General features: G+C 75.0%; 26 protein-coding genes and 1 riboswitch. Of the genes, 19 read left to right on the forward strand and 7 right to left on the reverse strand.

Features of this window, described 5'->3' with window-relative positions; translation table 11 throughout:
* Positions 1 to 69: 69 nt before the first annotated feature.
* Positions 70 to 450, forward strand: coding sequence for a hypothetical protein (locus tag ACRYRX_RS08055; RefSeq protein ID WP_432511322.1), 381 nt, complete (start codon positions 70 to 72; stop codon positions 448 to 450).
* A gap of 24 nt (positions 451 to 474) precedes the next feature.
* Here the strand turns inward: ACRYRX_RS08055 and ACRYRX_RS08060 are convergent, their stop codons facing one another.
* Positions 475 to 1,386: a LysR family transcriptional regulator gene (locus ACRYRX_RS08060; protein ID WP_432511323.1), complete on the reverse strand. Its 912-nt coding sequence runs from the start codon at positions 1,384 to 1,386 to the stop codon at positions 475 to 477.
* A gap of 66 nt (positions 1,387 to 1,452) precedes the next feature.
* Between ACRYRX_RS08060 and ACRYRX_RS08065 the strand changes: the two genes are divergently transcribed.
* The 3 genes from ACRYRX_RS08065 to ACRYRX_RS08075 are packed head-to-tail and all read left to right on the forward strand — an operon-like array spanning position 1,453 to position 5,299.
* On the forward strand, positions 1,453 to 2,481 hold the full coding sequence (locus ACRYRX_RS08065) for an adenosine deaminase family protein (protein ID WP_432511324.1): 1,029 nt from the start codon (positions 1,453 to 1,455) through the stop codon (positions 2,479 to 2,481).
* Positions 2,478 to 3,848, forward strand: a complete 1,371-nt coding sequence (locus ACRYRX_RS08070) for an NtaA/DmoA family FMN-dependent monooxygenase (protein ID WP_432511325.1) — start codon at positions 2,478 to 2,480, stop codon at positions 3,846 to 3,848. Before ACRYRX_RS08065 ends, ACRYRX_RS08070 begins: the two co-directional genes overlap by 4 nt.
* Entirely contained in the window at positions 3,845 to 5,299 is a 1,455-nt protein-coding gene (locus ACRYRX_RS08075; RefSeq protein ID WP_432511326.1) for a purine-cytosine permease family protein, read from the forward strand. Before ACRYRX_RS08070 ends, ACRYRX_RS08075 begins: the two co-directional genes overlap by 4 nt.
* Before the next feature lie 33 nt (positions 5,300 to 5,332).
* Here the strand turns inward: ACRYRX_RS08075 and ACRYRX_RS08080 are convergent, their stop codons facing one another.
* Entirely contained in the window at positions 5,333 to 5,836 is a 504-nt protein-coding gene (locus ACRYRX_RS08080; RefSeq protein WP_432511327.1) for an OsmC family protein, read from the reverse strand.
* 68 nt (positions 5,837 to 5,904) lie between these two features.
* Here ACRYRX_RS08080 and ACRYRX_RS08085 point away from each other — a divergent pair, with 68 nt between their 5' ends.
* The 5 genes from ACRYRX_RS08085 to ACRYRX_RS08105 all read left to right on the forward strand — a co-directional run bounded on the left by ACRYRX_RS08085 (position 5,905) and on the right by ACRYRX_RS08105 (position 9,640).
* Positions 5,905 to 6,534 (forward strand): DUF7711 family protein, encoded by a 630-nt coding sequence (locus ACRYRX_RS08085; RefSeq protein WP_432511328.1) that lies wholly within the window; start codon positions 5,905 to 5,907, stop codon positions 6,532 to 6,534.
* Entirely contained in the window at positions 6,531 to 6,743 is a 213-nt protein-coding gene (locus ACRYRX_RS08090; protein WP_432511329.1) for a DUF1737 domain-containing protein, read from the forward strand. The genes ACRYRX_RS08085 and ACRYRX_RS08090 overlap by 4 nt, the downstream gene beginning before the upstream one ends.
* Positions 6,744 to 6,826: 83 nt before the next feature.
* Positions 6,827 to 6,937: riboswitch (SAM riboswitch) on the forward strand.
* A gap of 71 nt (positions 6,938 to 7,008) precedes the next feature.
* Complete coding sequence (locus ACRYRX_RS08095) at positions 7,009 to 7,959, forward strand: MetQ/NlpA family ABC transporter substrate-binding protein (protein WP_432511330.1); 951 nt, start codon at positions 7,009 to 7,011, stop codon at positions 7,957 to 7,959.
* Positions 7,956 to 8,975, forward strand: a complete 1,020-nt coding sequence (locus ACRYRX_RS08100) for a methionine ABC transporter ATP-binding protein (RefSeq protein WP_432511331.1) — start codon at positions 7,956 to 7,958, stop codon at positions 8,973 to 8,975. The genes ACRYRX_RS08095 and ACRYRX_RS08100 overlap by 4 nt, the downstream gene beginning before the upstream one ends.
* Positions 8,975 to 9,640, forward strand: coding sequence for a methionine ABC transporter permease (locus tag ACRYRX_RS08105; RefSeq protein ID WP_432511332.1), 666 nt, complete (start codon positions 8,975 to 8,977; stop codon positions 9,638 to 9,640). The genes ACRYRX_RS08100 and ACRYRX_RS08105 overlap by 1 nt, the downstream gene beginning before the upstream one ends.
* Positions 9,641 to 9,719: 79 nt before the next feature.
* On the opposite strand, the gene ACRYRX_RS08110 is transcribed toward ACRYRX_RS08105, so the two are convergent.
* Positions 9,720 to 10,622 carry a diacylglycerol/lipid kinase family protein gene (locus ACRYRX_RS08110; RefSeq protein WP_432511333.1) on the reverse strand — a complete coding sequence of 301 codons (903 nt, stop codon included), beginning with the start codon at positions 10,620 to 10,622 and terminating at the stop codon, positions 9,720 to 9,722.
* A gap of 152 nt (positions 10,623 to 10,774) precedes the next feature.
* On the opposite strand from ACRYRX_RS08110, the gene ACRYRX_RS08115 reads away from it, so the two are divergent.
* Both ACRYRX_RS08115 and ACRYRX_RS08120 read left to right on the forward strand, forming a co-directional pair.
* The gene (locus ACRYRX_RS08115; protein ID WP_432511334.1) at positions 10,775 to 11,155 is read left to right on the forward strand and encodes a DUF485 domain-containing protein; all 381 of its coding nucleotides are present in this window, start codon (positions 10,775 to 10,777) and stop codon (positions 11,153 to 11,155) included.
* A complete protein-coding gene (locus ACRYRX_RS08120) occupies positions 11,152 to 12,771 on the forward strand; it encodes a solute symporter family protein (RefSeq protein WP_432511335.1) in 1,620 nt (539 codons plus the stop codon). Before ACRYRX_RS08115 ends, ACRYRX_RS08120 begins: the two co-directional genes overlap by 4 nt.
* A gap of 19 nt (positions 12,772 to 12,790) precedes the next feature.
* Here the strand turns inward: ACRYRX_RS08120 and rsmI are convergent, their stop codons facing one another.
* Complete coding sequence (gene rsmI, locus ACRYRX_RS08125) at positions 12,791 to 13,651, reverse strand: 16S rRNA (cytidine(1402)-2'-O)-methyltransferase (protein ID WP_432511336.1); 861 nt, start codon at positions 13,649 to 13,651, stop codon at positions 12,791 to 12,793.
* Between the two features lie 94 nt (positions 13,652 to 13,745).
* Between rsmI and ACRYRX_RS08130 the strand changes: the two genes are divergently transcribed.
* From ACRYRX_RS08130 to ACRYRX_RS08145, 4 genes are read left to right on the forward strand one after another with little or no spacing between them, the layout of a single operon-like run.
* The gene (locus ACRYRX_RS08130) at positions 13,746 to 15,674 is read left to right on the forward strand and encodes an ABC transporter ATP-binding protein (protein ID WP_432511337.1); all 1,929 of its coding nucleotides are present in this window, start codon (positions 13,746 to 13,748) and stop codon (positions 15,672 to 15,674) included.
* A 2-nt stretch (positions 15,675 to 15,676) separates the two neighbouring features.
* Entirely contained in the window at positions 15,677 to 15,940 is a 264-nt protein-coding gene (locus ACRYRX_RS08135) for a PqqD family protein (protein ID WP_432511338.1), read from the forward strand.
* Complete coding sequence (locus ACRYRX_RS08140; RefSeq protein WP_432511339.1) at positions 15,937 to 16,362, forward strand: lasso peptide biosynthesis protein; 426 nt, start codon at positions 15,937 to 15,939, stop codon at positions 16,360 to 16,362. Before ACRYRX_RS08135 ends, ACRYRX_RS08140 begins: the two co-directional genes overlap by 4 nt.
* Complete coding sequence (locus tag ACRYRX_RS08145) at positions 16,359 to 17,525, forward strand: asparagine synthase-related protein (protein ID WP_432511340.1); 1,167 nt, start codon at positions 16,359 to 16,361, stop codon at positions 17,523 to 17,525. Before ACRYRX_RS08140 ends, ACRYRX_RS08145 begins: the two co-directional genes overlap by 4 nt.
* On the opposite strand, the gene ACRYRX_RS08150 is transcribed toward ACRYRX_RS08145, so the two are convergent.
* On the reverse strand, positions 17,508 to 18,362 hold the full coding sequence (locus tag ACRYRX_RS08150) for a hypothetical protein (RefSeq protein ID WP_432511341.1): 855 nt from the start codon (positions 18,360 to 18,362) through the stop codon (positions 17,508 to 17,510). The genes ACRYRX_RS08145 and ACRYRX_RS08150 overlap by 18 nt on opposite strands.
* A gap of 111 nt (positions 18,363 to 18,473) precedes the next feature.
* On the opposite strand from ACRYRX_RS08150, the gene ACRYRX_RS08155 reads away from it, so the two are divergent.
* The 3 genes from ACRYRX_RS08155 (at position 18,474) to ACRYRX_RS08165 (ending at position 21,082) form a co-directional block, all read left to right on the forward strand.
* Positions 18,474 to 18,611 carry a lasso RiPP family leader peptide-containing protein gene (locus tag ACRYRX_RS08155; protein WP_432511342.1) on the forward strand — a complete coding sequence of 46 codons (138 nt, stop codon included), beginning with the start codon at positions 18,474 to 18,476 and terminating at the stop codon, positions 18,609 to 18,611.
* 80 nt (positions 18,612 to 18,691) lie between these two features.
* A complete protein-coding gene (locus ACRYRX_RS08160) occupies positions 18,692 to 19,846 on the forward strand; it encodes a nucleotidyltransferase family protein (RefSeq protein WP_432511343.1) in 1,155 nt (384 codons plus the stop codon).
* Between the two features lie 192 nt (positions 19,847 to 20,038).
* Entirely contained in the window at positions 20,039 to 21,082 is a 1,044-nt protein-coding gene (locus tag ACRYRX_RS08165; RefSeq protein WP_432511344.1) for a DUF4124 domain-containing protein, read from the forward strand.
* Here the strand turns inward: ACRYRX_RS08165 and ACRYRX_RS08170 are convergent.
* Positions 21,067 to 22,212 carry an acyltransferase family protein gene (locus tag ACRYRX_RS08170; protein ID WP_432511345.1) on the reverse strand — a complete coding sequence of 382 codons (1,146 nt, stop codon included), beginning with the start codon at positions 22,210 to 22,212 and terminating at the stop codon, positions 21,067 to 21,069. The two genes, ACRYRX_RS08165 and ACRYRX_RS08170, sit on opposite strands and share 16 nt — an antisense overlap.
* A gap of 198 nt (positions 22,213 to 22,410) precedes the next feature.
* Here ACRYRX_RS08170 and ACRYRX_RS08175 point away from each other — a divergent pair, with 198 nt between their 5' ends.
* On the forward strand, positions 22,411 to 23,754 hold the full coding sequence (locus ACRYRX_RS08175) for a glycosyltransferase (RefSeq protein ID WP_432511346.1): 1,344 nt from the start codon (positions 22,411 to 22,413) through the stop codon (positions 23,752 to 23,754).
* A gap of 10 nt (positions 23,755 to 23,764) precedes the next feature.
* On the opposite strand, the gene ACRYRX_RS08180 is transcribed toward ACRYRX_RS08175, so the two are convergent.
* Positions 23,765 to 24,784, reverse strand: a complete 1,020-nt coding sequence (locus ACRYRX_RS08180) for a nucleotide-diphospho-sugar transferase (RefSeq protein ID WP_432511347.1) — start codon at positions 24,782 to 24,784, stop codon at positions 23,765 to 23,767.
* Between the last annotated feature and the right edge of the window lie 169 nt (positions 24,785 to 24,953).

Raw genomic sequence — 24,953 nt, forward strand, 5'->3', positions numbered from 1 at the left:
GCCCCGGTCCCCGGCAGGACGGCGGCCGCCCCGGCTCCCGGGGCGGGCGCGGACGGCCGACAATGCACCGTGGCGACGATCGACGACCCGGACGACGGGCCCGCGGCGGGCCAGGACCCGACCGAGGAGAGCCTGGAGGTGCTGGTCGCCGAGCTGACCGAGGCGGTGGAGGTCCTGCACCTGGTGCGCGAGCGCGCCCAGGGGGTGCTGCACCGGCGGGCCAGGGGCGAGAGCTACAGCGACATCCTGCGCTCGACCAAGCGCCCCTTCATCGCCGAGACGCTCGCGCGGACGATGGGCGAGCTCGCCGAGGCCGGCAGCCGGTACCGCCGCGCCCAGGTCAGGGCGCTGCGCGCGGAGGGCTTCAGCGTCCCGGACATCGCGGTGCTGTTCGGGGTCACCCGCCAGCGGGTCTCGGCGCTGCTCGAGGAGCGCCGGGACCCGGGCTGAGGCGACGGGTGGGCGCCCGGCCCCTCAGAACGAGGCGAGCAGGTCGGCCACCGCGGGCCGCTCGTCGTCGGCCAGCGCCACCAGCAGCAGCCGCAACGGCTCCAGCCCGCGCAGCCGGACGAAGGCGATGTCGTCGGAGCGGTGCGCCGAGGCGACGGCCGCGGACGTGATGGCCATCGCCCGCCCCGTGGCGACGACCGCCAGCATCTCCTCCACGGTCGTGGCCGGCGGCCCGACGACGACGGGGGCCGCCCCCGAGGGGCGCGGGTCGACGAGCCAGACGTCGCGGTCGCTGCCGGCGTCGACGATGGGCTCGTCGTCGAGGTCGGCGATGGACAGCGACGGCTCACCGGCCAGCGCGTGGGCGCGGGCGAACACCGCCACCCGGTCGACCTCGGCCACGGTGACCGCCCGCACCCGCGGGTCGGGGTCGCGCCCGGGCGGCAGCTGCACGAAGGCGACGTCGACCAGGCCGGCGGCGAGGTCGGTGACCTCGCGCCCCCACGGGACGTGCCGCAGCACGACGTCGAGCTCGGGGCTCTCCTGGGCGGCCTCGACGAGCCGCGTGGAGACCCAGCGCGGGGTGGAGGTGCCGATCCCCACGGTGAGCCGTTCCCGTTCCCCGGCCTCGGCCAGCCGGCGGGCCCGGACCAGGGCCCGGTCCAGCAGCTCGGTGATGCGGTGCGCGTCGGCCAGCAGCGCCTGCCCCGCGGGGGTCAGCGGTGAGCCCTCGCGGGCGACGCCGCGGGCGTCGCGCACGACGAGGCGGCCGCCGACGAGGTTCTCCACCCGGGCGATGGCCTGGCTCAGCGCGGGCTGGGAGACCTGCAGGGACGCGGCGGCGGCGGTGAAGCTGCGCTCGCGCGCGACGGCCAGCAGGTACCGCAGGGACCTCGCGTCGAGCTCCCCTCCCGGCCGTGCCGCGCGCTCATCCACGCGCTGGATGCTCCCAGAAGACCGTCTTGTGCGACACGTGGGGGGCGCGCTCCCTACGTTGATCGGGTGCACCCGCCACGATCGCTCACCGCGCTGCCGAAGGTCCACGTGCACGCGCACCTGGACGGTTCCTACCCCCGGCGGGCCGTCCTCGACCTGGCCCGGCGCCGCGGTCTCGACCTCGACCCCGAGGCCGACCTGCCGGTGCGGGCGGGCGCGTCCGGGGGCCCCGGCGGCTGGCGGGACGTGTGGGAGTTCTTCGACGCCTACGGCCGCGTCCCCGCCCTGGTCGCCGACCTCGACGACCTCGCCGGGTTGTGCCGGGCCCTGGTCGCGCAGGAGGCCGAGCAGGGGGTCGTGTTCTTCGAGCCCGCGATCGAGCCGCAGCTGTACGCCCCGCGGCTGGGCAGCCTGCGGGAGGTGACCCGGGTGGTGCTGGGCGCGTTCGCCGACGCCGGGCGCGAGCACGACGTCGAGGTCGGTGCGCTGGTGACGGTGAACACCGACCAGGACGAGCCGATCGCCGCCGACCTCGCCGCGATCGCCGCCGAGTTCGCCGGCGCCGGGGTGACCGCCTTCGGGACCGCGGGTTTCGAGGAACCGTCCGGGCTGGGGCGTTTCGCGGGGTGCGCGGCCGCGGCCCGCGCGGCGGGGCTGCCCGTCGTCGCCCACGCCGGCCAGACCGGCGGGTGGGAGTGCGTCGCCGAGGCCGTCGACGTCCTGGGCGCCACCCGCATCTCCCACGGCGTCCGGTCCGTGGAGGAACCGCGGTTCGTCCAGCGCCTGGTCGAGGCCGGGATCGTGCTGGACGTGGCGCCGGTGTCCAACGTGGCGCTCGGCGTGGTCGCCGACCTGGCCTCGCACCCGGCGCCGGTCCTGCACCGCGCCGGGGTGGGCGTCACCCTCAACGCCGACGACCAGTTGTGGTTCGGGCGCAGCGTGAGCGACCAGTACGCGGTGGCCCGCGACGTGTGGGGGCTGCCCGACACCGAGCTCGCGGCCCTGGCCGGTCACGGGTTGCGGGTGGAGGGCATGAGCAGCGCGACCCGGCAGCGCCTGGGGCGGGGGCTGGCGGACTGGCTGGGCGCCCCGTGAGCCTGCTGCTGTCGGCGTTCGAGATCAACGGCCCGAACCTCACCAGCCAGGGGTTGTGGGCGCACCCGGAGCAGGAGTCGTCGCGGTACACCGACCTCGCGCACTGGACGGGCCTGGCCCGGCTCCTGGAGGACGGGGGTTTCGACCTGCTGTTCCTGGCCGACTCCCCCGGGTACCCGGTGCTGGACGGCGCCGTCCCGGACGTGACGTTCGAGCAGGCCGTCGAGATGCCGACGAACGACCCGCTGCTGCTGGTCCCGGCCATGGCCGCCGTCACCGACCGGCTGGGTTTCGCGGTGACGGCCTCGACGACCTTCGAGGGCCCCTACCCCAACGCGCGGCGGTTCGCGACGCTGGACCACCTGACCGGGGGGCGGATCGGCTGGAACGTCGTCACCACGTCCTCGCCGGTGGTCAGCGACCTGCACGGCCGGGACGCGCTGCCGCCGCACGACGTGCGGTACGACGTCGCCGACGAGCACCTCGAACTCAGCTACCGGTTGTTCGAGGGCAGCTGGGAGGACGGTGCGGTGCTCGCCGACAAGGCCGCCCGCCGCTACGCCGACCCCCGCCGGGTGCACGAGGTCCACCACGAGGGGCGGTGGTTCTCCTCGCACGGGTACTTCAAGGTCGAGCCCTCCCCGCAGCGCACCCCGGTCATCTTCCAGGCCGGGGCCAGCGACCGAGGCCGGGAGTTCGCGGCCACCCACGCCGAGGTCGTCTTCCTGCAGGGCCGCGACGCGGCGTCGCTGCACCGGCAGGTGCGGGACGTGCACGCCCGCGCGGCGGCGCACGGGCGGGCCCCGGGGTCGGTGCGCACCCTGGCGGGCCTGAGCGTCGTCCTGGGCCGCGACCGCGCCCACGCCCGCGCCCGGCTCGAGGAGTACCTGTCGTGGGTGGACCCCGAGGCCGCCCGCGCCTACTACGCGGCGATGACCGGGATCGACCTGACCGCGCTGGACCCCGCGGGCAGCTTCTCGGACCTGCGGACCGAGGGCGGGCGCACCCAGGTCGAGCGGTACCGGGGCGAGACGGTCGCGCGGGCCACGGCGGACTTCCTGCGCTTCGGGATGCGCGAGTTCGTCCTGGCCGGGTCCGCGGTGGACGTCGCCGACGACCTGCAGGCCCTCGTGGAGCGCACCGGGGTCGACGGGGTCAACCTCACCCCGTTCGTCGTCCCGGGCTCCTACCGGGAGTTCTGCGAGCAGGTCGTCCCCGAGCTGCGCCGGCGCGGGCTCGTCGACGGACCGGACGGCCGTGCGGCAGGCTCTACCCTGCGAGAGAAAATCTTCGGCGCGGGCCGCGCGAGGCTGCCCGCCGACCACCCGGCGGCCCGGTTCCGCCCGGCCCACGAGGAGCAGCCGTGAGCGAGGTCCCCACGAGGTCCCGGACCCGGGTCGGGGGTGTCGGCGTCGAGCTCAACGGCGTCAACGCCGTCGCCGAGGACGAGCGGCACGGCCGGCCGCGGGACCTGTTCTGGCCGTGGTTCGCCGCCAACGTCTCGGTGCTGGCCGTCAGCTACGGCTCCTTCGTCCTCGGGTTCGGCATCTCGTTCTGGCAGGCGACGTTCGTCTCGGTCGCGGGCGTCGTGGCGTCCTACGTGGTCGTGGGGCTCGTCGCGATCGCCGGCAAGCGCGGGTCGGCGCCGACGATGACGTTGTCGCGGGCCGCGTTCGGGGTCCACGGCAACCGGCTGCCGTCGCTGGTGTCGTGGCTGCTGACCCTGGGCTGGGAGACGTCCCTGGCGGCCGTCGCGGTGCTGGCCACGGCCACCGTCCTGGACCGGCTCGGCGCCGGCGGCGGGACGGGGACGAAGCTCGTGGCCCTCGTCGTGGTCGTGGCGCTGATCGTCCTGGGCGGCACCCTGGGGTTCGGCGTCATCATGCGGATGCAGCGCTGGATCACGGTCGTGACGGCGGTCCTGACGGTGGCGTACATCGCCTTCGCCGCCCACTCCGTCGACCTGGCGGTGGTGGGGGCGATCCCCGCCGGCGGCACCGCGGCCGTGGTCGGCGCCTTCACCATGGTCATGACCGGGTTCGGCCTGGGCTGGGCCAACGCCGCGGCCGACTACTCCCGCTACCTGCCGCGGGAGGCCTCCAGCGGCGGGGTGGTGCTCTGGACGACCCTGGGCAGCTCGATCGGGCCGGCGGTGCTGCTGGTGTTCGGCGCCCTCGTCGTGGGCTCGGACCCCGACCTGGGCGCGCTCGTCGGCAAGGACCCCGTGGGGGCGCTGACGACGATCCTGCCGACGTGGTTCCTCGTGCCGTTCGTCGTGGTGGCCGTCCTGGGCCTGGTCGGCGGCGCCGTCATGGACATCTACTCCTCGGGGCTGGCGCTGCTCAACGTGGGCCTGCGCGTCCCCCGCCCCGTGGCGGTGCTCGTCGACGGCGCCCTCATGGTCGCCGGCGCCACCTACATCGCGTTCTTCTCCGCCGACTTCCTCACCCCGTTCCAGGGGTTCCTCATCACCCTGGGCGTGCCGATCGCGGCGTGGGCGGGGATCTTCCTGGCCGACCTGGCGACCCGGCGCCGCGGGTACGCCGAGGCCGAGCTGCTCGACGCCGGGGGCCGCTACGGCTCGGTGCGCGCGCTGCCGGTGGCGACGATGGTCGCGGCCACCGTGGTGGGCTGGGGCCTGGTGACCAACCAGAACGCGAGCTGGCTGACCTGGCAGGGCTACCTGCTGGGCCCGATCGGGGGCCGCGAGGGCGCCTGGGCCTACGCGAACCTCGGGGTCCTGCTGGCCTTCGCGATCGGCTTCGCCGTCGTCGCGGTGTTCGGCCGGCCGGCGGTGCGGCGGCAGGAGAGCCGCTGAGGCCCCCGCCGCCGCGCACCGGCCGCGCGGGGGTCAGGCCCGCTGGACGGTGACCTTCGGCGGGACCTGCAGCGTCTGCGCGATGACGCAGTACCGCTCGGCGAGGGAGACCATCTTCGCCTCCGTCGCCTCGTCGGCGTCGGAGGTGAAGTCGAAGGTGATGGTGACGTCGGTGATCCCGATCGGGACCTCCCGGGAGACCCCGAGGGTGCCGCGGGCGTCCCAGTGCGCGTCCACGGCCACGGAGGCGTTGCGCAGCTCGACGCCCATGGCCGTCGCCACGCTGCGCAGCGTCACCCCGGCGCAGGCCGCCACGGCCTCGCAGAGCATGTCGGCCGAGCAGGCCTCGGTGCCGTCGCCGCCGGCGGCGGGGTGCAGCCCGGCGCGGGTCGTCCCGGCGAAGCCGTCGACCGAGACGCCGATGGACTGCCCGTCCAGGACGGCCACCGCCCGGGCCGGGACCAGCGCCTTGGCGGGGTCCTCCCGGTAGGAGTCCTTCAACGGCTTCTGCAGGGCTCTGAGCTCGGTCGAATCCACCGGCGAAGCTTAGGCCCGGCCACGGCCCGGCCCGCAACCTCCCGCCGGGGTCGGCCACACTGGCCGGTGTGAAGTGGACCACCGCGGTGCGGACGCTGGAGGAGGTCGCCGACCGCTGCGCGCACGTGAGCCGTCAGCCGGCCGGGATCGTGCGGTTGCGGGTGGAGCAGGCGTGGGTGTTCGGCGCCCTGCTGGGGCCGCGGCGGGACGTGCTCGACGACGCCGGGGCGGTGCGGGTGGCCCTGGTGACGAACGCCGACGAGGCCGACTGCGCGCACCTGACCCAGCCGCCGGCCGCCGGGCACTGGCTGGCCGCCTCCGGGCTGGCGACCCGGCCGGTGACCCTGACGTTCCGGTCCGCGCAGGCGCCGGTGTGGAACCACCTGGTCGAGCGGCCGGTGCTGTTCTGGACGGTCGGGGACGGCACCGACCACGAGGTCCTGGGGCAGCTGCGGGCCGGCGACGGCGAGTTGCTGCGCCCGGAGCCGCCCACGCCCGCCGAGCTCGCCGGGCGGCTGGACCGCGAGCTCGCGGTCAGCCTGGGGGCGCTGGGCCGCGCGGCGCGCGCGTACGACGAGAAGCGCTGGGCGCCGGGGGCTCCCGCGCGGCGGGCCGACGCGCTGGCCGACGCGGCCCTGGGGTACCTGGACCTGCGCGCCGCCCGGGACGGGCTGGGCCCGGCTAGCCTCGGCGCATGAGCGACCCCACCCCCGAGGACGTCCCGCAGAAGCTCGCCTACCGGCTGCTGACCGGCACCGACGACCGCTCGTTCTGCGAGAAGGTGAGCGCGGCGCTGGCCGACGGGTACGTCCTGCACGGCAGCCCGTCGGTGACCACGACCGGGGGCGTCACCGTCGCCGCGCAGGCCGTCGTCCTCCCCCACGCCCTGCCCCCCGCGCGCGCCTGAGGTCCGGCCGGGGCGCTCGCGGCCGGGGGCGGACCGGCGGGAACCGTCCACGCTGTCGGACAGCCGGTGTTAAGCTCGGGGCAGGTCATGAGTGACAGCGGTAAGCCCTGGCTTGCTGTCCGGCAACCCTCCTCCGCGGCGGGGTGCCCCAGGTGAGGACCTGGCCGGACGGACCCGTCCGGCAAGCGCGGATCGCCGGACGCCGGTCGATCACGGGAGCCCTGCGAGCCGCGCGCCCGCCCGTACGACCTCCCGGAGTGTCCCCGTGTCCACTGCCCCCTCCCTGCCCGACAAGCCCAAGCGCCGCGGCGTGCTGTACGCCGTCATCGCCGCCGTCGTCGTCATCGCCGTGGTGGTCGTGGCCCTCGTCCTGGGCAACCGGGACGACTCCACCAGCACCAGCGCCGCCGGAGCCGGCGAGGCGAAGACCGTGAAGATCGGTGTCGCCGACAAGTCGCTGCCGTACTGGACGACGTACAGCGAACTGGCGAAGTCCCGGTTCAACGTCGACGTCGAGCTGGTCAACTTCTCCGACTACACGCTGCCCAACCCGGCGCTGTCGCAGGGTGAGCTGGACCTCAACCAGTTCCAGCACATCCAGTACCTCGCGAACTACAACGCGACCGCCGACGACGACCTGCAGCCCATCGGCGCGACCGCCGTCTACCCGCTGCCGCTGTACTCCCTCACCGCGGGGTCCGTCGAGGAACTGCCCGCCGACGCGAAGGTCGCCATCCCCAACGACGCCATCAACGAGGCGCGCGGTCTGCTCGTCCTGCAGCAGGCCGGCCTGGTGACGCTGAAGGACGGCGGCACCCCGTTCTCCACCACGAACGACATCGAGTCCTCCAAGGTGGAGGTCGTCACCGTCGCCGCCGACCAGACCGCCAGCGCGCTGCAGTCCGGTTCCGTGGCCGCCGCGATCGTCAACAACAACTTCGCCACCGCGGCGAAGCTGTCCGAGGACTCCGTCATCGTCGACGACGACGCCACCTCCCCCGCGGCGGCGCCCTACGTCAACATCTTCACCGCCCGCAAGGCCGACACCGGCAACCAGACGTACCTGGACCTGGCGGCGCTGTGGCACGACCCGGCCGTGCAGGAGGTGTTCCTGCAGGACAACCCGAGCGCGATCGTCCGCGACGTGCCCGCCGCCGACCTGCAGGCGGAGACCGCGGAGGTCGAAGCCGACGCGAAGGCCGCCTCGGCCAAGTGACCGCCCTCATCACGCTGACCGACGTCAGCAAGCGCTTCGACCGCCGCGACGGGTCCTCCGTCGCGGCGGTCGACGCCGTTTCCCTCCAGGTCGAGCAGGGCGAGGTCCTCGCGGTCATCGGGTACTCCGGCGCCGGGAAGTCCACGCTCGTCCGGCTGCTCAACGCGCTGGAGAGACCGACCTCGGGCAGCGTCGTCGTCGCCGGTCAGGACCTCACGAGGCTGTCCGAGGGTGAACTGCGCGCGGCCCGGTCGAAGATCGGGATGATCTTCCAGCAGTTCAACCTGTTCCGGTCCCGGACGGTCGCCGGGAACGTGGCGTACCCGCTGAAGGTGGCGGGCGTGGCGAAGGCCGAGCGGGACCGGCGCACCGCCGAGCTGCTCGACTTCGTGGGCCTGCTCGACCGCGCCCACGCCTACCCCGAGCAGTTGTCCGGCGGCCAGAAGCAGCGGGTCGGCATCGCCCGCGCGCTGGCGACGAACCCGCCGCTGCTGCTGGCCGACGAGGCCACGAGCGCGCTGGACCCCGAGACCACCACCGAGGTCCTGTCGCTGCTGCGGCGCGTCAACGCCGAGCTCGGGGTGACGATCGTCGTCATCACCCACGAGATGGAGGCCGTGCGGCAGATCGCCGACCGGGTCGCGGTCATGGAGAACGGGCGGGTCGTGGAGGTCGGGGACACCTACGACGTGTTCTCCGACCCGCGGACCCCCGCCGCGCAGCGGTTCGTCCGCAGCGCCACCCACGACCGGCCGTCCGCGGACACCCTGGCGAGGTTGCGCACCCACCACCCGGGCCGGCTCGTGAGCGTGCGCATCACCGACGAGCCGGGTCTGCAGCAGCGCGTCGACGCGGCCTTCCGGGACACCGGGACGACCGCCGAACTCGTCTACGGCGGGGTCTCGGAGATCCGCGAGCGCCGGACGGGGTCGCTGACGTACGAACTCACCGGGGGTGTCGACGCCGCGCTGGAGGCGTTGCGGGCCGCCGGGATCCACGCCGACGAGGAGGCCTGATGGACTTCACCGGTTTCCTGGAGACCGTCGACGTCTTCCGGGACGCGATCTGGCAGACGCTGCTCATGGCGGTCGTGTCGCTGATCTGCTCGGGGGTCCTCGGGCTCGTCCTGGGGGTGGCGCTGTACGCGACGCGGCCGGGCAACCTGTTCGGCAGCAAGGTCGTGTTCGGGTTGCTGGGGTTCGTCGTGAACGTGGTGCGGCCCATCCCGTTCGTCATCTTCCTGGCCGCCATCACCCCGCTGCAGATCGCGGCGGTGGGCACGACGATCGGGACGACCGCGGTGACGTTCGCGATCTCGCTGGCGGCGGCGTTCGCGGTGTCCCGCATCGTGGAGCAGTCCCTGGTGAACGTCGACCCGGGGGTCGTGGAGGCGGCGCGGGCGGCCGGGGCCTCGCGGATCTCGATCCTCGTGGGCGTCGTCATCCCCGAGGGGCTGGGCCCGCTGGTGCTGGGGTACACGTTCATCTTCGTCGGGATCGTCGACATGACGGCGCAGGCCGGGCTCGTCGGCGGCGGCGGGCTGGGCGACTACGCCATCACGTACGGCAAGCAGCGCTACGACTACGGGATCATCTACGTGGCCGTGTTCGCGATCATCGTGATCGTGCAGGTGGGTCAGGTCATCGGCAACCGCATCGCGCGCGGGGTCATGCGCCGCTGACCCCAGCCCCGCGGTCCGGCTCGTGGTCCAGGCGCTGGGCGCCCGGGCCACGAGCCGGGACCCACCCGGCCGCCGGGGGTCAGCGGGGGCAGACGACGCTCCAGACGTCGGCGTGCATCTCGAACCGCTCGGAGGTCTGGGGGTCGGTGACCTCCCCGTCGGAGTTGAGCCGGAACGTGCCGGACTCGGCGTGGATCTCGACGACCTTGCCGGTGGCGGTGGTGACGTCCTGCCGCTCGACGTGGACGCCGCGGCGCAGGCCCGCGGCGAACCCCACCCGGGCCAGCGGGCCGGTGGAGGTGCTGACGACGACGTCGGCGACCCCGTCGTGCGGGTCGGCGCCGGGTACGAGGGGCGCTCCCCCGCCGATGGTGCCGCCGATGCCGATGCCGACCATGAGCACCGGGCGGGGGCCGGGGTTGACGACCCGGCCGTCGACCTCCACCCGCAGCCGGAAACCCCGGCCGGCGCTCACCCCGGCCCAGGCCGCCCCGACGGGGTAGGCCAGCGCCTTCAGCCCCTTCTTCAGCCGCTGCGCCTTGGCCGTCGCCGAGGCGCCGATCCCGGCGTGCACGGTGTTGACGGTGATGCGGTCGCGGGAGTCGACGAGCAGTTCCAGGCCGCGGGGGCGTCCGGTGGTGACGACGCGGGCGGCGGCGACGGGGTCCAGCGGCAGCCGCAGCGAGCGGGCGAGGTCGTTGCCGGTGCCGAGCGGGACGATGCCCAGCGGGCCGACGTCCCGGGTCCGGCCGGCGTCCCAGAGCAGCTGCAGGGCGGCGTGCAGGGACCCGTCGCCCCCCATGACGACCAGCCGGCGTCCCCGGGCGCCCAGGAGGGCGTCGCGCAGGTCGTCGAGGCTGCCGGTGCGGCGCAGCTCCACGTCGCCGGCGCGGGCCAGCTCACCCACGACGGCCTCGACCGCGTCGGCCCGCGCCGATCCGGCGCCGGCGTTGACCACGGCCAGGTACTCGTTCTCGCTCACGGGCTGCTCAACGCCCGGGGACGCCGACAGGTGCCGGGGACGGCGCGGTGCGCGGGCGGTCCCCGGGCGGGCGCCACGCCGGCCCCGGGCGTGCCCTGGAAGCGCACCGGCGACGGCGCTAGCCTCGGAGCACGCTGACGAGGAGGTCACCGATGCCCGACACCCCACCGGACCCCTACGAGGTGGCGCGGTCGTCCCCGGAGTTCCAGGCGCTGCGGCGGCGTTTCCGCCGGTTCGTCCTGCCGCTGGCCGCGCTGTTCCTGGTCTGGTACGCCGTCTACGTCCTGCTCGCCGACTACGCCCACGACTTCATGAGCACCCGGCTCGGCGGCACGAACATCACCGTCGGGCTGCTGTTCGGGCTGGGTCAGTTCGTGTCCACGTTCGTCATCACCACGGTCTACGTGCGCTGGGCGAACCGCACCTTCGACCCGGCCGCGGAGGCGCTGCGCCAGGAGGTCGAGCGGGGCCTGTCCCCGGACCCCGCCCACGACGCCCACGGCCCGTCCCGCGACACGGGGGTGCAGCGGTGACCGACATCGGCGAACCCCTCGTCAACATCGCCATCTTCACGGTGTTCGTGGTGGTCACCCTGGCGGTCGTGCTGCGCGCCAGCCGGAACAACCGCACCGCCGCCGACTTCTACGCCGGGGGCCGTTCGTTCACGGGGCCGCAGAACGGCATCGCCATCGCGGGCGACTACCTGTCCGCGGCCAGCTTCCTCGGCATCGCCGGGGCGATCGCGGTCTACGGCTACGACGGTTTCCTGTACTCCATCGGGTTCCTCGTGGCCTGGCTGGTGGCGCTGCTGCTGGTCGCCGAGCTGCTGCGCAACACCGGCCGGTTCACGATGGCCGACGTCCTGAGCTTCCGGCTGCGGGAGCGGCCGGTGCGGCTGGCTGCGGCGGTCTCGACCCTGGCCGTCTCGTTCTTCTACCTGCTGGCGCAGATGGCCGGGGCGGGTGGGCTGGTCGCGCTGCTGCTGGGGATCGACTCGGCCGCGGGGCAGAACGTCGTCATCGCCGTCGTGGGGTCGCTGATGATCCTGTACGTCCTGGTGGGCGGGATGAAGGGCACCACCTGGGTGCAGATCATCAAGGCGTGCCTGCTGGTGGCCGGCGCCGGGGCCATGACGGTGTGGGTGCTGGCCCGCTACGGGTTCAACCTGTCCGACCTGCTGGGGGCGGCCGTCGCCGCGCCGGGGTCGGCCGGTGAGGCGCTGCTGGGGCCGGGCGCGCAGTACGGCGCCACGGAGGTCTCGAAGCTGAACTTCCTGTCGCTGTCGCTGGCCCTGGTCCTGGGGACCGCGGGGCTGCCGCACGTCCTGATGCGCTTCTACACGGTGCCGTCCTCGCGCGAGGCGCGGCGCAGCGTGGTGTGGGCGATCTGGATCATCGGGTTCTTCTACCTGTTCACCCTGGTCCTGGGGTACGGCGCCGGGGCGCTGGTGGGCAAGGAGGCCATCCTGGCCGCGCCGGGGAAGGTGAACTCCGCCGCACCGCTGCTGGCGTTCGAGCTGGGCGGGACGATCCTGCTGGGCGTCATCGCCGCCGTCGCGTTCGCGACGATCCTGGCCGTCGTGGCCGGGCTGGCGATCACGGCCAGCGCCTCCTTCGCGCACGACGTGTACGCCTCGGTCCTCAAGCGCGGGAACCCCGCGCCGGGGGCGGAGGTGCGGGTCGCGCGGTGGACGGTCGTGGTCATCGGCGCCGTCGCCATCGTCGGGGGCATCTTCGCCAACGGGCAGAACGTGGCGTTCCTGGTGGCGCTGGCGTTCGCCGTCGCGGCCAGCGCGAACCTGCCGACGATCCTGTACTCGCTGTTCTGGCCCCGGTTCACGACCCGCGGTGCGCTGTGGAGCATGTACGGCGGGCTGATCTCCTGCGTCGTCCTCATCGCCTCCTCCCCCGTGGTGTCGGGCAAGACGGACCCGGTGACGGGGGCGTCGCTGTCGATGATCCGCGACACCTCGGTCGACTTCTCGTGGTTCCCGCTGGAGAACCCGGGGCTGGTCACGATCCCGCTGGCCTTCTTCCTCGGCTGGCTGGGGTCGGTGACCGGGAAGGAGCGCGGGAACGAGAAGCGGGCCGCGCAGATGGAGGTGCGCAGCCTCACCGGTGCCGGGGCGGAGGGGGCCACCCAGCACTGAGCGGGGTTCGAGCGAGGGGTCAGTTCGCCCGGCGCTGGGCCAGGACGGCCTCGTAGAGCTCGCGGTTCGGGACGTCGTGCTTCCCCGCGACGACCCGGACCGCGTCCTTCAGGCGTTCCCCGCCGGCGGTCAGCTCCAGGACCCGCGCGACGAGGTCGGCGGTCGCGGGGGGTTCGGGCGGACGGGTGGACCCCTCGACGACGAGGCAGACCTCGCCGCGGACCTCGGCGGCGGCCGCCCACGCGGCGAGCTCGTCGAGGGTCCCCCGCACGACCTCCTCGTACGTCTTGGTGAGCTCGCGGCACACCGCGGCGCGGCGGTCGCCGCCGAAGGCCCCGGCCATCGCCGCGAGCGTCGCGGCCGTGCGGTGCGGGGACTCGAAGAACACCAGCGTCCGGGCGTCGCCGGCCAGGGCGGTGAAGGTGCGGGTCCGCTCCCCCGGCCGGCGCGGGGCGAACCCCTCGAACGCGAACCGGTCGCAGGGCAGGCCGGAGACGGCCAGGGCCGTGAGCACCGCGGAGGGGCCGGGGACGACCGTCACGGGCAGGCCGGCGTCGACGCAGCCGCGCACGAGCCGGTACCCGGGGTCGGACACCGACGGCATCCCGGCGTCGGTGACGAGCGCGACGGTCGCCCCGGCGCGCACGGCGTCGAGGAGCTCGGGGGTGCGGGCGACCTCGTTGTGCTCGTGGTAGCTGAGGACCTTCCCGGCCACGGTGACCTCCAGCGCCGAGGCGAGCCGGTGCAGGCGGCGGGTGTCCTCGGCGGCGACGACGTCGGCGGTCTCGAGCAGGCCCACGAGGCGGCGCGTGGCGTCCCCGACGTTGCCGATGGGGGTTCCGGCGAGCACCAGCCGCCCGGTCGTGTCTCGCTCGTCCACGGGGCCATCGTGCCGCACCCGCCCCGCACCCCCCGCCGGTGACGTACTGTCCACCGATCGGGACGCACCGGAGCGGACCGCGGGGTGGCCGGAGGTGGGTGTGGTCGCGCAGCAGCGGGTCGACCCGGTGGCGCTGCGGGTGGAGAGCCGGCGCGGCCGGCGGCGCCCGGCCGCGCTGCCGCGCTGGGTCCGCCAGGCGTGGGGCACCTGCTGGGCCGCCGGGCCCCGGGACCTGCTGGCGACGCTGGTCCCGCAGTTCGTGGCCGCCGTCGTGCTGGCCGCGCTGCTGCCCCTGGTGCGCGCCCTCCTGCACGTCCTGGTCAGCGGCGACGGGGGCGGTGCCGGGGGTGGGGGCGACCGGCTGACCCGGGCGGCCGTCCCGCTGGTCCTGCTGGCCGTCGTGGGCCTGCTCGTGGGGGTGGGGACCGCGGTGCAGGGCCAGCGGCAGAAGGTCCTCGGCGAGGTCGTGCAGCGGCACGTGTGGGGCCGCTTCCTCGACGTCAGTGCCCGCGTGGACCTGGCGCACTACGACTCCCCGGAGTTCTTCGAGCGGCTGGAACGGGTGCGGCTGCACGCCCTGACCCGCCCGCTGGCCGTGGTGCAGGGACTGGTCGGCGTCGCCGGCGGCGCGGTGGGCCTGGTCGCGGTCGTGGTCGCGGTGTGGGCGGTGGCACCGGTCGCCCTCGTCCTGCTCGCCCCCGTCCCGGTGCTGCTGCTGATCGCCCGCCGCGGCGGGCGGCAGGAGTTCGAGTTCGCGGTCCGGCACGCCCCGGCGCTGCGGCTGCGCGCCTACCTGCAGAGCACCCTCACCGACCGCGCGACGGCCTCGGAGGTGCGCTCCTACGGCCTGCAGGCGCACCTGCGCGGCCGCTGGGACGCGGCGTCGGAGGACTGGCTCGGCGCGGTCCGGCAGCACTCGCGGCGCCGGACCCGGACCATCCTGGCCGGGGAACTGCTGAGCACCCTCGTCGCGGTCGGCCTGCTCGTCGCCGTCGTGGCCGCCATCGACGCCGGCCGCCTGTCGGTGGCCCAGGCCGGCGCCGTCGCGGTCGCGGTGCCGCTGCTGGCCGCCCGGTCGCGGCAGTTCGTCCGCGGCGTCGGCGCCGTCCTGGAGTCGGGGTTGTTCCTCGACGACCTGGCCGACTTCCACACCACGCCGGTGGAACCGGACGGGCGGGACGGTCCCGCGGTGGGCCCCCTGGAGGTGCTGCGCGCCCGGGACCTGTCGTTCCGGTTCGCCTCCGGGACGCAGGCGCTGCGCGGGATCGACCTGGACCTGCGCGCCGGGGAGGTCGTCGCCCTCGTCGGGGAGAACGGCTCGGGCAAGTCGACGCTGGCGAAGGTGCTCGCCGGCCTGCACCGCCCCACCGGCGGGGTCGTCACCTGGAACGGCGTCGACGTCGCGGACCTGCCCGCCGCGGCGGTGCGCCGGCAGGTGGCCGTGATGTTCCAGGACTTCGCGCACTGGCAGCTGCCCGCGGTCGACAACATCGCCTTCGGCGACGTCGACCGCGCGTACGGCGACGGCCGCCGGCCCGACGTGGAGGCCGCCGCCCGCGAGGCCGGCGCGTGGGAGTTCCTGCGGGAACTGCCCGCCGGGCTCGACACCCCGCTGTCGGCCGAACGCCCCGGCGGGACGGAACTGTCCGGCGGCCAGTGGCAACGGGTCGCCCTGGCCCGCGCGCTGTTCCGCGGCAGCGGGCTGCTGATCCTCGACGAGCCCAGCGCGGCCCTCGACGCCCGCGCCGAGGCGGAACTGTTCGCCACCGTGCGCGCCGCGACGCGGGGCCGGGCGGTGCTGCTCATCACGCACCGGCTGGCGAACGTCCGCGACGCCGACCGCATCCACGTGCTGCGCGACGGCGTGGTCGACGACGTCGGCACGCACGACGAACTCCTGCGCCGCGGCGGGCACTACGCTGCCCTGTACGAACTGCAGGCGCGCGCGTTCCGGGACGACGACGCCCCCGTCACCGACGACGGTGGGCCCCGGGCGGACGCGCCCGGCACGAAGGGGTGGTGACGGTGACGTCCACGACGATCCGGACGCGCGCGGAACTCGTCTGGCAGGAGGTCGACGACCAGGTCGTCGTGCTCGACCCGGGGTCCTCCACGTACCACGGGGTGACCGGGGCCGGGACGACGTTGTGGCCGCTGCTCGTCCGCGGCACCACCCGCGACGAACTCGTCGCCGAACTCCGCGCGGTGTTCTCGATCGACGGGTCCCGCGCCGAGGAGGACGTCGAGGTGTTCCTGGCCGAACTGGCCCCGTTCCTGCAGGAGCCGTGAGGCGCCCGGCCCGGCCGCCGGTCCTGCGGGACGTGCGGGGCCGGCTGCGCCGCTGGCGGCGGGTGCTGCGGCACCGCGGCCCGCAGGGGGTCCGCGCGCGGCGCTGGACGCTGCGTTCCCTCGCCGCGGTGCGCGCCGACCTGGCCCGGGCGGGGATGTCGGCCCGCTGCGCGGCCCCGGTGCCGGCCCTGCCGGGCTGGTCGCGGGTCGTCGTGGAACGCACGCTGCGCGAGCAGGACGCCACCTGCCTGCAACGCTGCCTGGTGCTGCAGGCCTGGTTCGCCGCGCACGGGCGCACCGCCGAGATCGTCGTCGCCGTCCCGCACGCCGCGCAGCCGGAGTTCAGCGCCCACGCCTGGATCCGCGGGTACGACCGCGACGAGCACGACCGGTACCGCGAGCTGACGGTGCTGCGGCCGTGACCCACCGGTTCACCGACCTGGAACTGCTGTGGACCGTGCCCTACGGGCGCGCCGCCGGGGTCGGCGACCTCACCGCCCGCCCGCCCGGGACGCTGCGGTCGGCGGTCGAGGACGCCGTCCTGCCCGCCCTGCACCGGCCCCCGTGCGTCGTGAGCTTCTCCGGCGGGCGCGACTCCTCCACCGTCCTGGCCGTGGCCACCGCCCTCGCCCGGCGCGAGGGGCTGGCCCTGCCGGTCCCGGTGACGAACACGTTCCCCGCCGTCCCGGCCAGCCACGAGGGCCGCTGGCAGGAACTCGTCGTCCGGCACCTGGACCTTCCGGAGTGGACCCGGCTGGAGTTCACCGACGAACTCGACGTGGCCGGCCCGGTCGCCCGCGACACCCTGCGCCGCCTCGGCGTGCGCGCGCCGTTCAACCTGCACTTCCACGCCCCGATCGCGGCGCTGGCCGCGGGCGGTTCCCTGCTGACCGGGGTCGGCGGGGACGAGCTGTTCTCCCCCGTCGCCCGGCTCACCCCGTACCGGTTGCTGTCGCGCAGGTGGGACGTGAACCGGCGCACGGTGCGGGACGCCGCCCTCGACCTGGCCCCCCGGCCGCTGCGGGTGCGGCGCTCGTCGCGGCGGATCGACCTGCCGTACGGGTGGGTCCGCCCGGCGGCGCTGCGGCGGTTGCGCACCGACCTCGCGCGGCTGGACGCGACCGAGCCGCTGTCGTGGGAACGCGCCGTCCGCCGCCGGGTGTGGCCCGGGCGCCGGTTGCAGATGCACCGGGAGGGGCTGGACCGCCTCGGGGCCCTGCACGGCGTGGCCGTCGAGAACCCGTTCTGCGCGCCGGGGGTGCTGGCGACGACGGCGACGGCGTGGGGCCGTCCGGGCCCGCGCGGGCGCACCCGGGAACTGCGGGCGCAGTTCGGGGACCTGCTGCCCGCGGACCTGTTGGAGCGCAGCACGAAGTCGTCGTTCAACGCCGCGTTCTGGGCCGGGCCCGCGCGCGAGTGGGCCCGCGGGTGGTCCGGGGACGGGCTCGGCGGGGACCTCGCGGACCTCGTGGACGTCGAGGGGCTGCACCAGGAGTGGTCGGGGGCCGAACCCGACCCGCACTCGTTCAGCCTGCTGCACACCGCCCTGCTGGCCTCCCTGACCCGCTCAGCCCCGCAGCGCTGAGGCGAGTTCGGCGGCGCTCTCGTGCACCCGGTCCAGGTCGCGCGGCCGCGCCCACCGCACCGCGGGCACGGCCGCCAGCCGCAGGAGACCGGCGGGGTCGTGCTGCGGGACCCGCGCGGCCAGCGCCGCCGCGACGCCCTGCAACCGTTGCGGGAACGGGAGGTTCCCGATCGTGGACCGTTGCGCGCCGGTCCAGTCCAGGTGGACGAAACCCGCCAGGCGCAGGGTCGCCGGCAGTTCCCCGGGCACGGCCGCGCGCCAGCGCTCCCGGCGCCCGACGACCCCCAGGTCCTCGCCGACGCCGAGGCGCCGCGCCGCCGGGGCGCGCAGGTCGACGCAGCGCGGGCCGGGCAGGACCTCGTCCCCGGCGACGACCACGACGTCGTCGCTGACGTGGGAGAAACCCTGCTGCAGCAGCGACCAGACGGCCGTGCTCTTGCCCGCGCCCCGGTCCCCCAGGAGCGCGAACACGTTCTCCCCCAACGCGACCGCTCCGGCGTGCAGCGCGGGCAGACCGCGCCACAGGGCCGTGACGACGGCGGTGGAGGCCAGGTGGGGGTGGACGACCTCGCGGTCGGCCACCGGGTGCGGCGTGGTGAGGCGGGTCGTGCGGGTGGCCCGGTCGATGCGGGCCACCCCGCCGTCGCCGAGGGGGTGCACGGCGTGGCGGTCGGTCAGCTCGTCACCCGGCTCCCCGGCGGTGGGGAGGGCGGCCGGGCCGGTGACCTCCCGGGTGATCCGCCACGGCGTCTCGTCCCCGCGCGCGGGCCGCAGGAACTCCCGACCCCCGACGAGGTCGGGGAACGTCAGGCCGTAGGCCGCCGTGGACTCGCGCACGGGCACATCACACCACCCGCCTCATGATTCTTCGACGTTCAGTACGCACGAGGTGACTGAACGCGATTACAGTGGCCCCTTCTCGTCACCTTCCCGAATGGAGGCCCCACCATGGCGGTGCGGTACGAAGCACCTCACGTCCAGGAACTGGGTTCGTTCGCCGAACTCACCCTGCTGACCGCGAAGGACATCGGCACCCCGAGCGACGGCTTCAGCTACCAGGGGCAGTCGCTCGTCGTCGCGTCCTGATCCGACCGGCCGGTGTCCGCAGGCCCCACCCGCCCGGGCACCGGCCGGCGCCCCGCCCCTCCCACCCGACCCTGGAGATCGTGCGCGACGTCGCTCTCGATCGTCTGTCCCGCCCTCCCGCGGAGCGCCGCCGGACCGGGCTCGCCGTGCTGCACCTCGTGCGCTGCGCCCGGGAGAACCGGCAGGCCACCGACCTGGAGGCGCGGTGGGTCCTGGCGCAGGACCCCGCCCTGCTGGGGCGGCTCCTGGCCGCCCACCGCGTGGGCCCGCTCGTCCACGGCGTCCTGGCCGCCACGCCGTCCCTGGCCGCGCTCACCGGGCTGACCGGGCCGCTGCACGCGGCCCAGCTGCGCCGGACGCTGGCGGCCCGGCCCGACCTGGACCTGCTCGGCCGCCGCCTCGCGGGCCTGCGCTGGACCGTCGTCAAGGGCGTCGCCGCGGCCGCCTCCCTCTACGCCCACCCGACCGCCCGCGAGTGGCACGACGTCGACGTGCTCGTGCACGGCGACGACCTGCCCCGCGCGCTGGAGGCCCTGGAGGCCGGCGGCGCCACCGTGATCGCCCCGGACTGGCGCCGCACCGCGGACCTGGCGCTGGGGGAGATCGGCCTCGGCCTGCCGCACGGCACCGTCCTGGACCTGCACTGGCACCTGCTGAACCTCGCCGAGCGGCGGCACGCGTTCAGCTACGACGTCCGCACCGTCCTGGACCGCCGCCGCACCCGCCGGGTCCTCGGCCTCGACGTCCCCGTGCCGCACCCCGTCGACCAGGCCCACCACCTGGCCGTGCACGCCACGCTCAGCGGCGGGTGGCGCCTGGCGTGGACCTACGACGTGGCGCAGGCCGCCGACCGGCTGGAGGACTGGGACGAGCTGCTCGCGCTCACCCGCGCGTGCGGGACGGGCCTGGTCGTGGGGCTGGCCCTGCAACGGGCCCGGGACCTGCTCGGGGCGCGGGTGCCCGCCCGGGTGCTGCGCGACCTGCGCCGGCGCAGTCGCGGCTGGTCGGCGGTGGGCCGGGCCGTGACGGGGTGGGTCCCGCCGCAGTCGCTCGAGGGCCCCGACTGGCTGAGCGCGCGCTGCTGCGCGAGCGCCCGCGGGACGTCCCTGCGCAGCCTGCGCCGGTTCCTCGCCCGGGCCCGGGTGGCCGGGGCGACCACCCCGCCGGGGGTCCCGGACCTGAGGGCGCGGCGGGACTGGTTCGCGCTCGCGACGGCGGAGACGCAGGCGCCTTAAGCCGCTGAAACGACTCAGGGCAACATGGTAATCATCACGTATAGAAAATTGTGACTACGCAGCGTCAACAAGGCACGCTGACGCTCGCCCGTTCGGGTGAACGAGGCGTGCCAGGTCTCCAGATCCGCGCAGCTCGATCCCGATGGGCTCAGTACCGCACCGAACCTGTCGAAACCTGCGAGGACTCTCCTGATGCTGCGCCGACTCTCCGCCGTTCTCCTGCCCGCCGCCCTGGCCCTCACCCTGGGGACCGCCACACCTGCCATCGCGGCGGACAGCGCGAGCGTTACAGAGGCCGCGACGACGACCAGCTCGGTCACCATGCCCGCCGGCGGCCCGTTCAGCACCGCCTCCGAGTGGCGCCGCGACATCCGCACGGCCCCGCTGCACCCGAACTCCGCGGCCATGGTCAAGAACGTCGCCACCCAGACCGCGAACCTCTACGGCGGCACCGCCGCGTTCAACGTCACGAAGTACAACACCAGCTTCTACACCGTCCCCGCCGGCCAGAAGCGCGTCGACGTGAAGTGGACCGACTGCCAGGGCAAGGGCTGGACCCCCGCCGGGCTGCTCGGCCCCGGCGGGCAGTTCGTGCAGGTCCCGATCCCGGCCGACGCCGTGCCCGCGACCGGCACCGACGGCCAGCTGACGATCTTCTCCCCCAGCACCGACCAGCTCTGGGAGTTCTGGAAGGCCAAGAAGGTCGGCTCGACCTGGAGCGCCTGCTGGGGCGGGCGGATCGACGGGGTGTCCACCTCCCGCGGCGGGTTCAGCGGCACCTTCGGCGCCAGCGCCAGCGGCCTGGCCCTGTCCGGCGGCACCATCGGCATCAAGGACGTCCAGTCCGGCTCCATCCAGCACGCCGTCGCCCTGCACCTGCCCAAGCCCGGCAAGGGCTACACCTACCCCGCCACCCGCGGCGACGGCTGGGACACCTCCTCCGCCGCCGTCCCCGAGGGCACGCGGCTGCGCCTGAACCCGTCGGTGGACGTCGACGCGCTGAACCTGCACCCCATCGCGAAGATGGTCGCCAAGGCCGCGCAGAAGTACGGGTTCATCGTCACCGACACCTCCGGCTGCACCTCGGTCGTCGCCGAGAGCCCGGCCGCCTCGATCGCCCGCACCGGGACGAACCCGTGGACCTCCATGATGGCCGGCACCCCGCAGTTCTCGATCATGGCGAACTTCCCGTGGGGGAAGCTGCAGGCGCTGCCGAAGGACTACGGCAAGCGCTGACGCCGCTGCTCGGGGACCCCGGCCGCCGGGGTCCCCGGGCGAGCCGCCGGTGCGATCCGGCGCACCAGCCACCGCGGCGGGGCGAACAACCCCGGCACCCGGTCCAGCGGGACCCGGACGACGGCGACGGCGCCGATCGTGGCGACCACCAGCAGCACGGGGACGACGAGCTGCCCCAGGGCCGAGGACGCCGCCGCCCCGGGCAGCACCGCCAGGGCGGCGAGCAGGAGGAGACGGGCGACCAGCGTGTGCGTCACGTAGAACGACAGCGTGAGCCGCCCGACGGCCGTCAGCGGGACCCCCACCGCGACGCCGACCACCCACACCGAGAACAGGTAGCCCGCGGCCAGCGCGGCGAAGCTCAGGACGAGTTTCACCCCCGGGACCGACAGCGCCTGCGACCCCAGGACCAGGTACGCCGCCCCGGCGATCGCGGCGAAACCCACCGCGCCCGCGGCGGCGCCCCACCACCGGACCCCCGACCGCGGCAGCGCCAGCACCCGCCCGCGGAACCGGGTCCCGGCGAAGAAGAACAGGGCGTACATCGCCATGCTGTGCAGCGCGTAGCTGTCGGGGACGACCAGGTCGCTGCCGAAGACTACGGCCGAGGCCGTCAGCACGCCGAGGACCACCCACGTCGGCACCCGGGCGGTGAGTTTCGCCACGACCGCGAAGACGACCAGCGCGTAGAGGTACCACGCGTCGCTGTCCCCCAGCAGGACCCGCGAGGCGATCTGCACGACGCCGGGGACCGGCCCCCCACCGGGCGGCAACGCCGGTTCGAGGAGTTCCACGGCGACGGTCCACACGACGTACACCCACACCAGGGGGACGACCCGGCGACCGAGCACCGCGCGCCAGGGGCGGGTGAGCACCGCCGCGGTCAGCACCCCGGACACCGCGAAGAACATCGGCATGCGGAACGCGTTGAACACGGCGTCGACCAGCATCCAGCGCGGGTCGGCCAGGTCCGTGAGGTAGGCGAACCACACGGTGTGGTGGAAGATCACCAGGAGGATCGCCAGTCCCCGGGCCGCGTTCAGCCACTCGACCTGCTCACCGCGGCCCGCGACGGCGGGGGCCGCCGCTCCGGCCGGTCGGGAACCCAGCGCGTTCTTCCAGACAGGCATGATCGCTCGATCCTCGTCGGCGGGGTGGCGCGGCGAGGACCAGCTCACCGGCGCGCGAAAGCTATCAGCTCTCACCCTGCGTCATCAACGGAACCGCACAGCCCGCTCCCGGCCCTTCTGCGCCCGGACACCGTCGGGCATGATCGGGGCGACGCCGCACTCACCGAACCCGCCCGACGCCGACCCCGGAGGTGCCGCATGCCGGACCACGACCCGTCGACCCCCCGCGTGATCCTGGCCGCCGTCAACGCCAACACCCGCTTCGGCGGTGAGGCCATGCTGCCGGTGCACTACTTCCGCATCCTGCGCGAACGGGGTTTCGACGCCCACCTCGTCTGCCACGAACGCAACCGCGAGGACCTGTCCCGGACGTTCCCCGAGGACGGCGACCGCCTCCACTTCACGGTGGACCGCGCCGCGAGCCGGCGCATCGAACGCGCCGGCCGCCGCCTGCCCACGAGCGTGAAGTCCATGTCCACCTGGCTGCTCATGAGCGCCATCGCCGCCGGCGACCTGCGCCGCACCGTGCGCGCGCTCGTCGACTCCGCCCCCGCCGAGGTCGTCGTCCACGAACCGGTGCCCGTCTCGCCCCGGCAGCCCTCGTTCCTGCGGGACGTCGACGCCCCCCTGCTGGTGGGCCCGCTCAACGGCGGCATGACCTACCCGGAGGGTTTCTCGCACGAGGTGCGCCGTTCCGAGCGCGCCGTGCGCTGGGTGGTCCGGACCTGCTCGGACGTCGCGAACCGGCTGATCGACGGCAAGGGCCAGGCCGCCGTGCTGTTCGTCGCCAACCCCCGCACGCGCGCCGCCCTGCCGCGCGCCGCCCGCGGCCGGCGCGTCGTCGAACTCGTCGAGAACGGCGTCGACCTGTCGAGGTTCGCCCCCCGGACGCGGACGCCCGCGGGGAACCCGCGGTTCGCGTTCGTCGGGCGGCTGGTCGACTGGAAACGGGTGGACCTGCTGCTGGACGCCCTGGCCCGGACCCCGCAGGACCACACCCTCGACGTCGTCGGCGACGGCCCCCTGCGCGAGGAGCTGCGGGCCCAGGCCCAGCGGCTCGGCCTGGGTGGGCGGGTCACGTTCCACGGGCTCGTGTCCCAGGACCGGACCGCGCAGCTGCTGCGGGAGTGCGACGCGCTCGTGCTCCCCTCCGTCTACGAGTGCGGGGGCGCCGTCGTGCTGGAGGCGATGGCCGTGGGGCTGCCCGTCGTCGCCACCGACTGGGGCGGCCCGGCCGACTACGTCGTGCCGGAGGTCACCGGCGTCCTGGTCCCCCCGACGAACGCGCAGGAGCTGACGGCCGCGCTGGCCGCGGCGATGGCCCGCCTCGGCTCCGACCGCGCCCTCGGCGAGCGGATGGGACGCGCCGGCCGGGAACGGGTTCTGGCGGAGTTCGACTGGGAGCGGAAGGTCGACGCGGTGACGGCGGTCTACCGCGAGGTGCTGCGCGAACGCCGCGGCGGCGCCGGCGTCCCGGCACCCGCGCCGCCGGCGGACGTGGACCTGGACGCGCACGACGACGCCGTGGCGCGGCGCGCGTGAAGGGTTCCGGTCAGCGCGGCTGATCGGCCCCCTCGACGTGGTACCGGCCCACGCCCAGCCGCCGGCGTCCACGGCGGACCACGTCGTCGACGACCGCCAGGGGCAGGCCGGTGAGGCTGGCGCGGCGGGCGCCGGACCTCCTCGGCAGCCAGCCCGCGCCCGTCATGAGGTCCTCGCGGTGCCGGGCGGCCAGGACCGTGTAGGGGGAACTGGCGGCGTGCGCGCGGTCGTACCCCGCCCGCAGGGCACCGACGACCCCCGGCGCGCGGTGCGGCCGCTGCCACGGTTTCGGTCCCATCGCGTGCACCAGGGGCGGGACCCCGGCGGGTGAGAGCGCGGCCCGGACCCGGTCCCCGGGGGTGAACCCCGCCGGACCGAAGCACTGGGCGATGTCGGTCCCCTGTTCCAGCAGGTGGACCGGCACCGCGGCGTGGGCGGTGCTGCCGAGCAGGGCCGTCAGCACCTCCTGGTCCCCCAGCAGGTGCAGCGGCCGCGACTGCCACGGCTGGCGCTGCGCCTGGAGGTAGCGGGGGTCGGACAGCAGCTGCGCCCACGACGTGAGCAGCCCGACGTGGGCCCGCGTCACCCGGACCAGCCCGGTGTTCACCGTCCACGGCATCGACCGGCCGACCTCCAGGCCCCACGCCCGCGTCCGGTGCGTGCCGCCCTGCGCCTGCCCCCAGAACGTCTCCTCCGTGGCGACGAGGACGTCCGGCCCGTGGCCGGCCAGCAGCGGCCGCCAGTCCCGCTGGGTGAGGACGTCGGCGTCCACCCACACGACCTCCTCCCGCCCCGCGGCCAGGTGCTCGAGCAGGAGGTGCGGTTTGACGTTCCACCCGGAGGCGCGGTCCGCGCGCGAGGTGTGGACCTCGGCCACCCCCAGCCGCGCGGCCCAGGCGGTGAAGCGGTCGTCGGCCCACGGGCAGTGCAGGTGCACCTCCGCGTCCGGGCAGTGCCTCAGCAGGCTCACCACCGCGATCTCCACGCCCACCCGGTGGCTGGGCCGGTCCTCGGCGAGCACGATCACCACGACGTCCCCCTTCGTCAACGATCATCGACGAGCTGCCGCGGGGCCACGCTGATCCGCGCGGCGAAACTAACAGCCCGCGCCGCCGCGGCACACCCTCCGGGGGACTCCGGTGCCCCCGGCGGCGTGTCCGCCCCGACGCGCCGAGGATGTCCGCGTGCGGTGGCGGCGC

It is taken from the genome of Kineococcus lubricus (genome assembly GCF_050871965.1).
GTDB lineage: Bacteria > Actinomycetota > Actinomycetes > Actinomycetales > Kineococcaceae > Kineococcus.

Excerpts from the sequence above, each read along its gene's own strand:
- ACRYRX_RS08090 (WP_432511329.1), top strand. The coding sequence starts at position 6,531 with ATGAGCGACCCCACCCCCGAGGACGTCCCGCAGAAGCTCGCCTACCGG.
- ACRYRX_RS08105 (WP_432511332.1), top strand. The coding sequence starts at position 8,975 with ATGGACTTCACCGGTTTCCTGGAGACCGTCGACGTCTTCCGGGACGCG.
- ACRYRX_RS08115 (WP_432511334.1), top strand. The coding sequence starts at position 10,775 with ATGCCCGACACCCCACCGGACCCCTACGAGGTGGCGCGGTCGTCCCCG.
- ACRYRX_RS08155 (WP_432511342.1), top strand. The coding sequence starts at position 18,474 with ATGGCGGTGCGGTACGAAGCACCTCACGTCCAGGAACTGGGTTCGTTC.
- ACRYRX_RS08165 (WP_432511344.1), top strand. The coding sequence starts at position 20,039 with ATGCTGCGCCGACTCTCCGCCGTTCTCCTGCCCGCCGCCCTGGCCCTC.
- ACRYRX_RS08170 (WP_432511345.1), bottom strand. The coding sequence starts at position 22,212 with ATGCCTGTCTGGAAGAACGCGCTGGGTTCCCGACCGGCCGGAGCGGCG.
- ACRYRX_RS08175 (WP_432511346.1), top strand. The coding sequence starts at position 22,411 with ATGCCGGACCACGACCCGTCGACCCCCCGCGTGATCCTGGCCGCCGTC.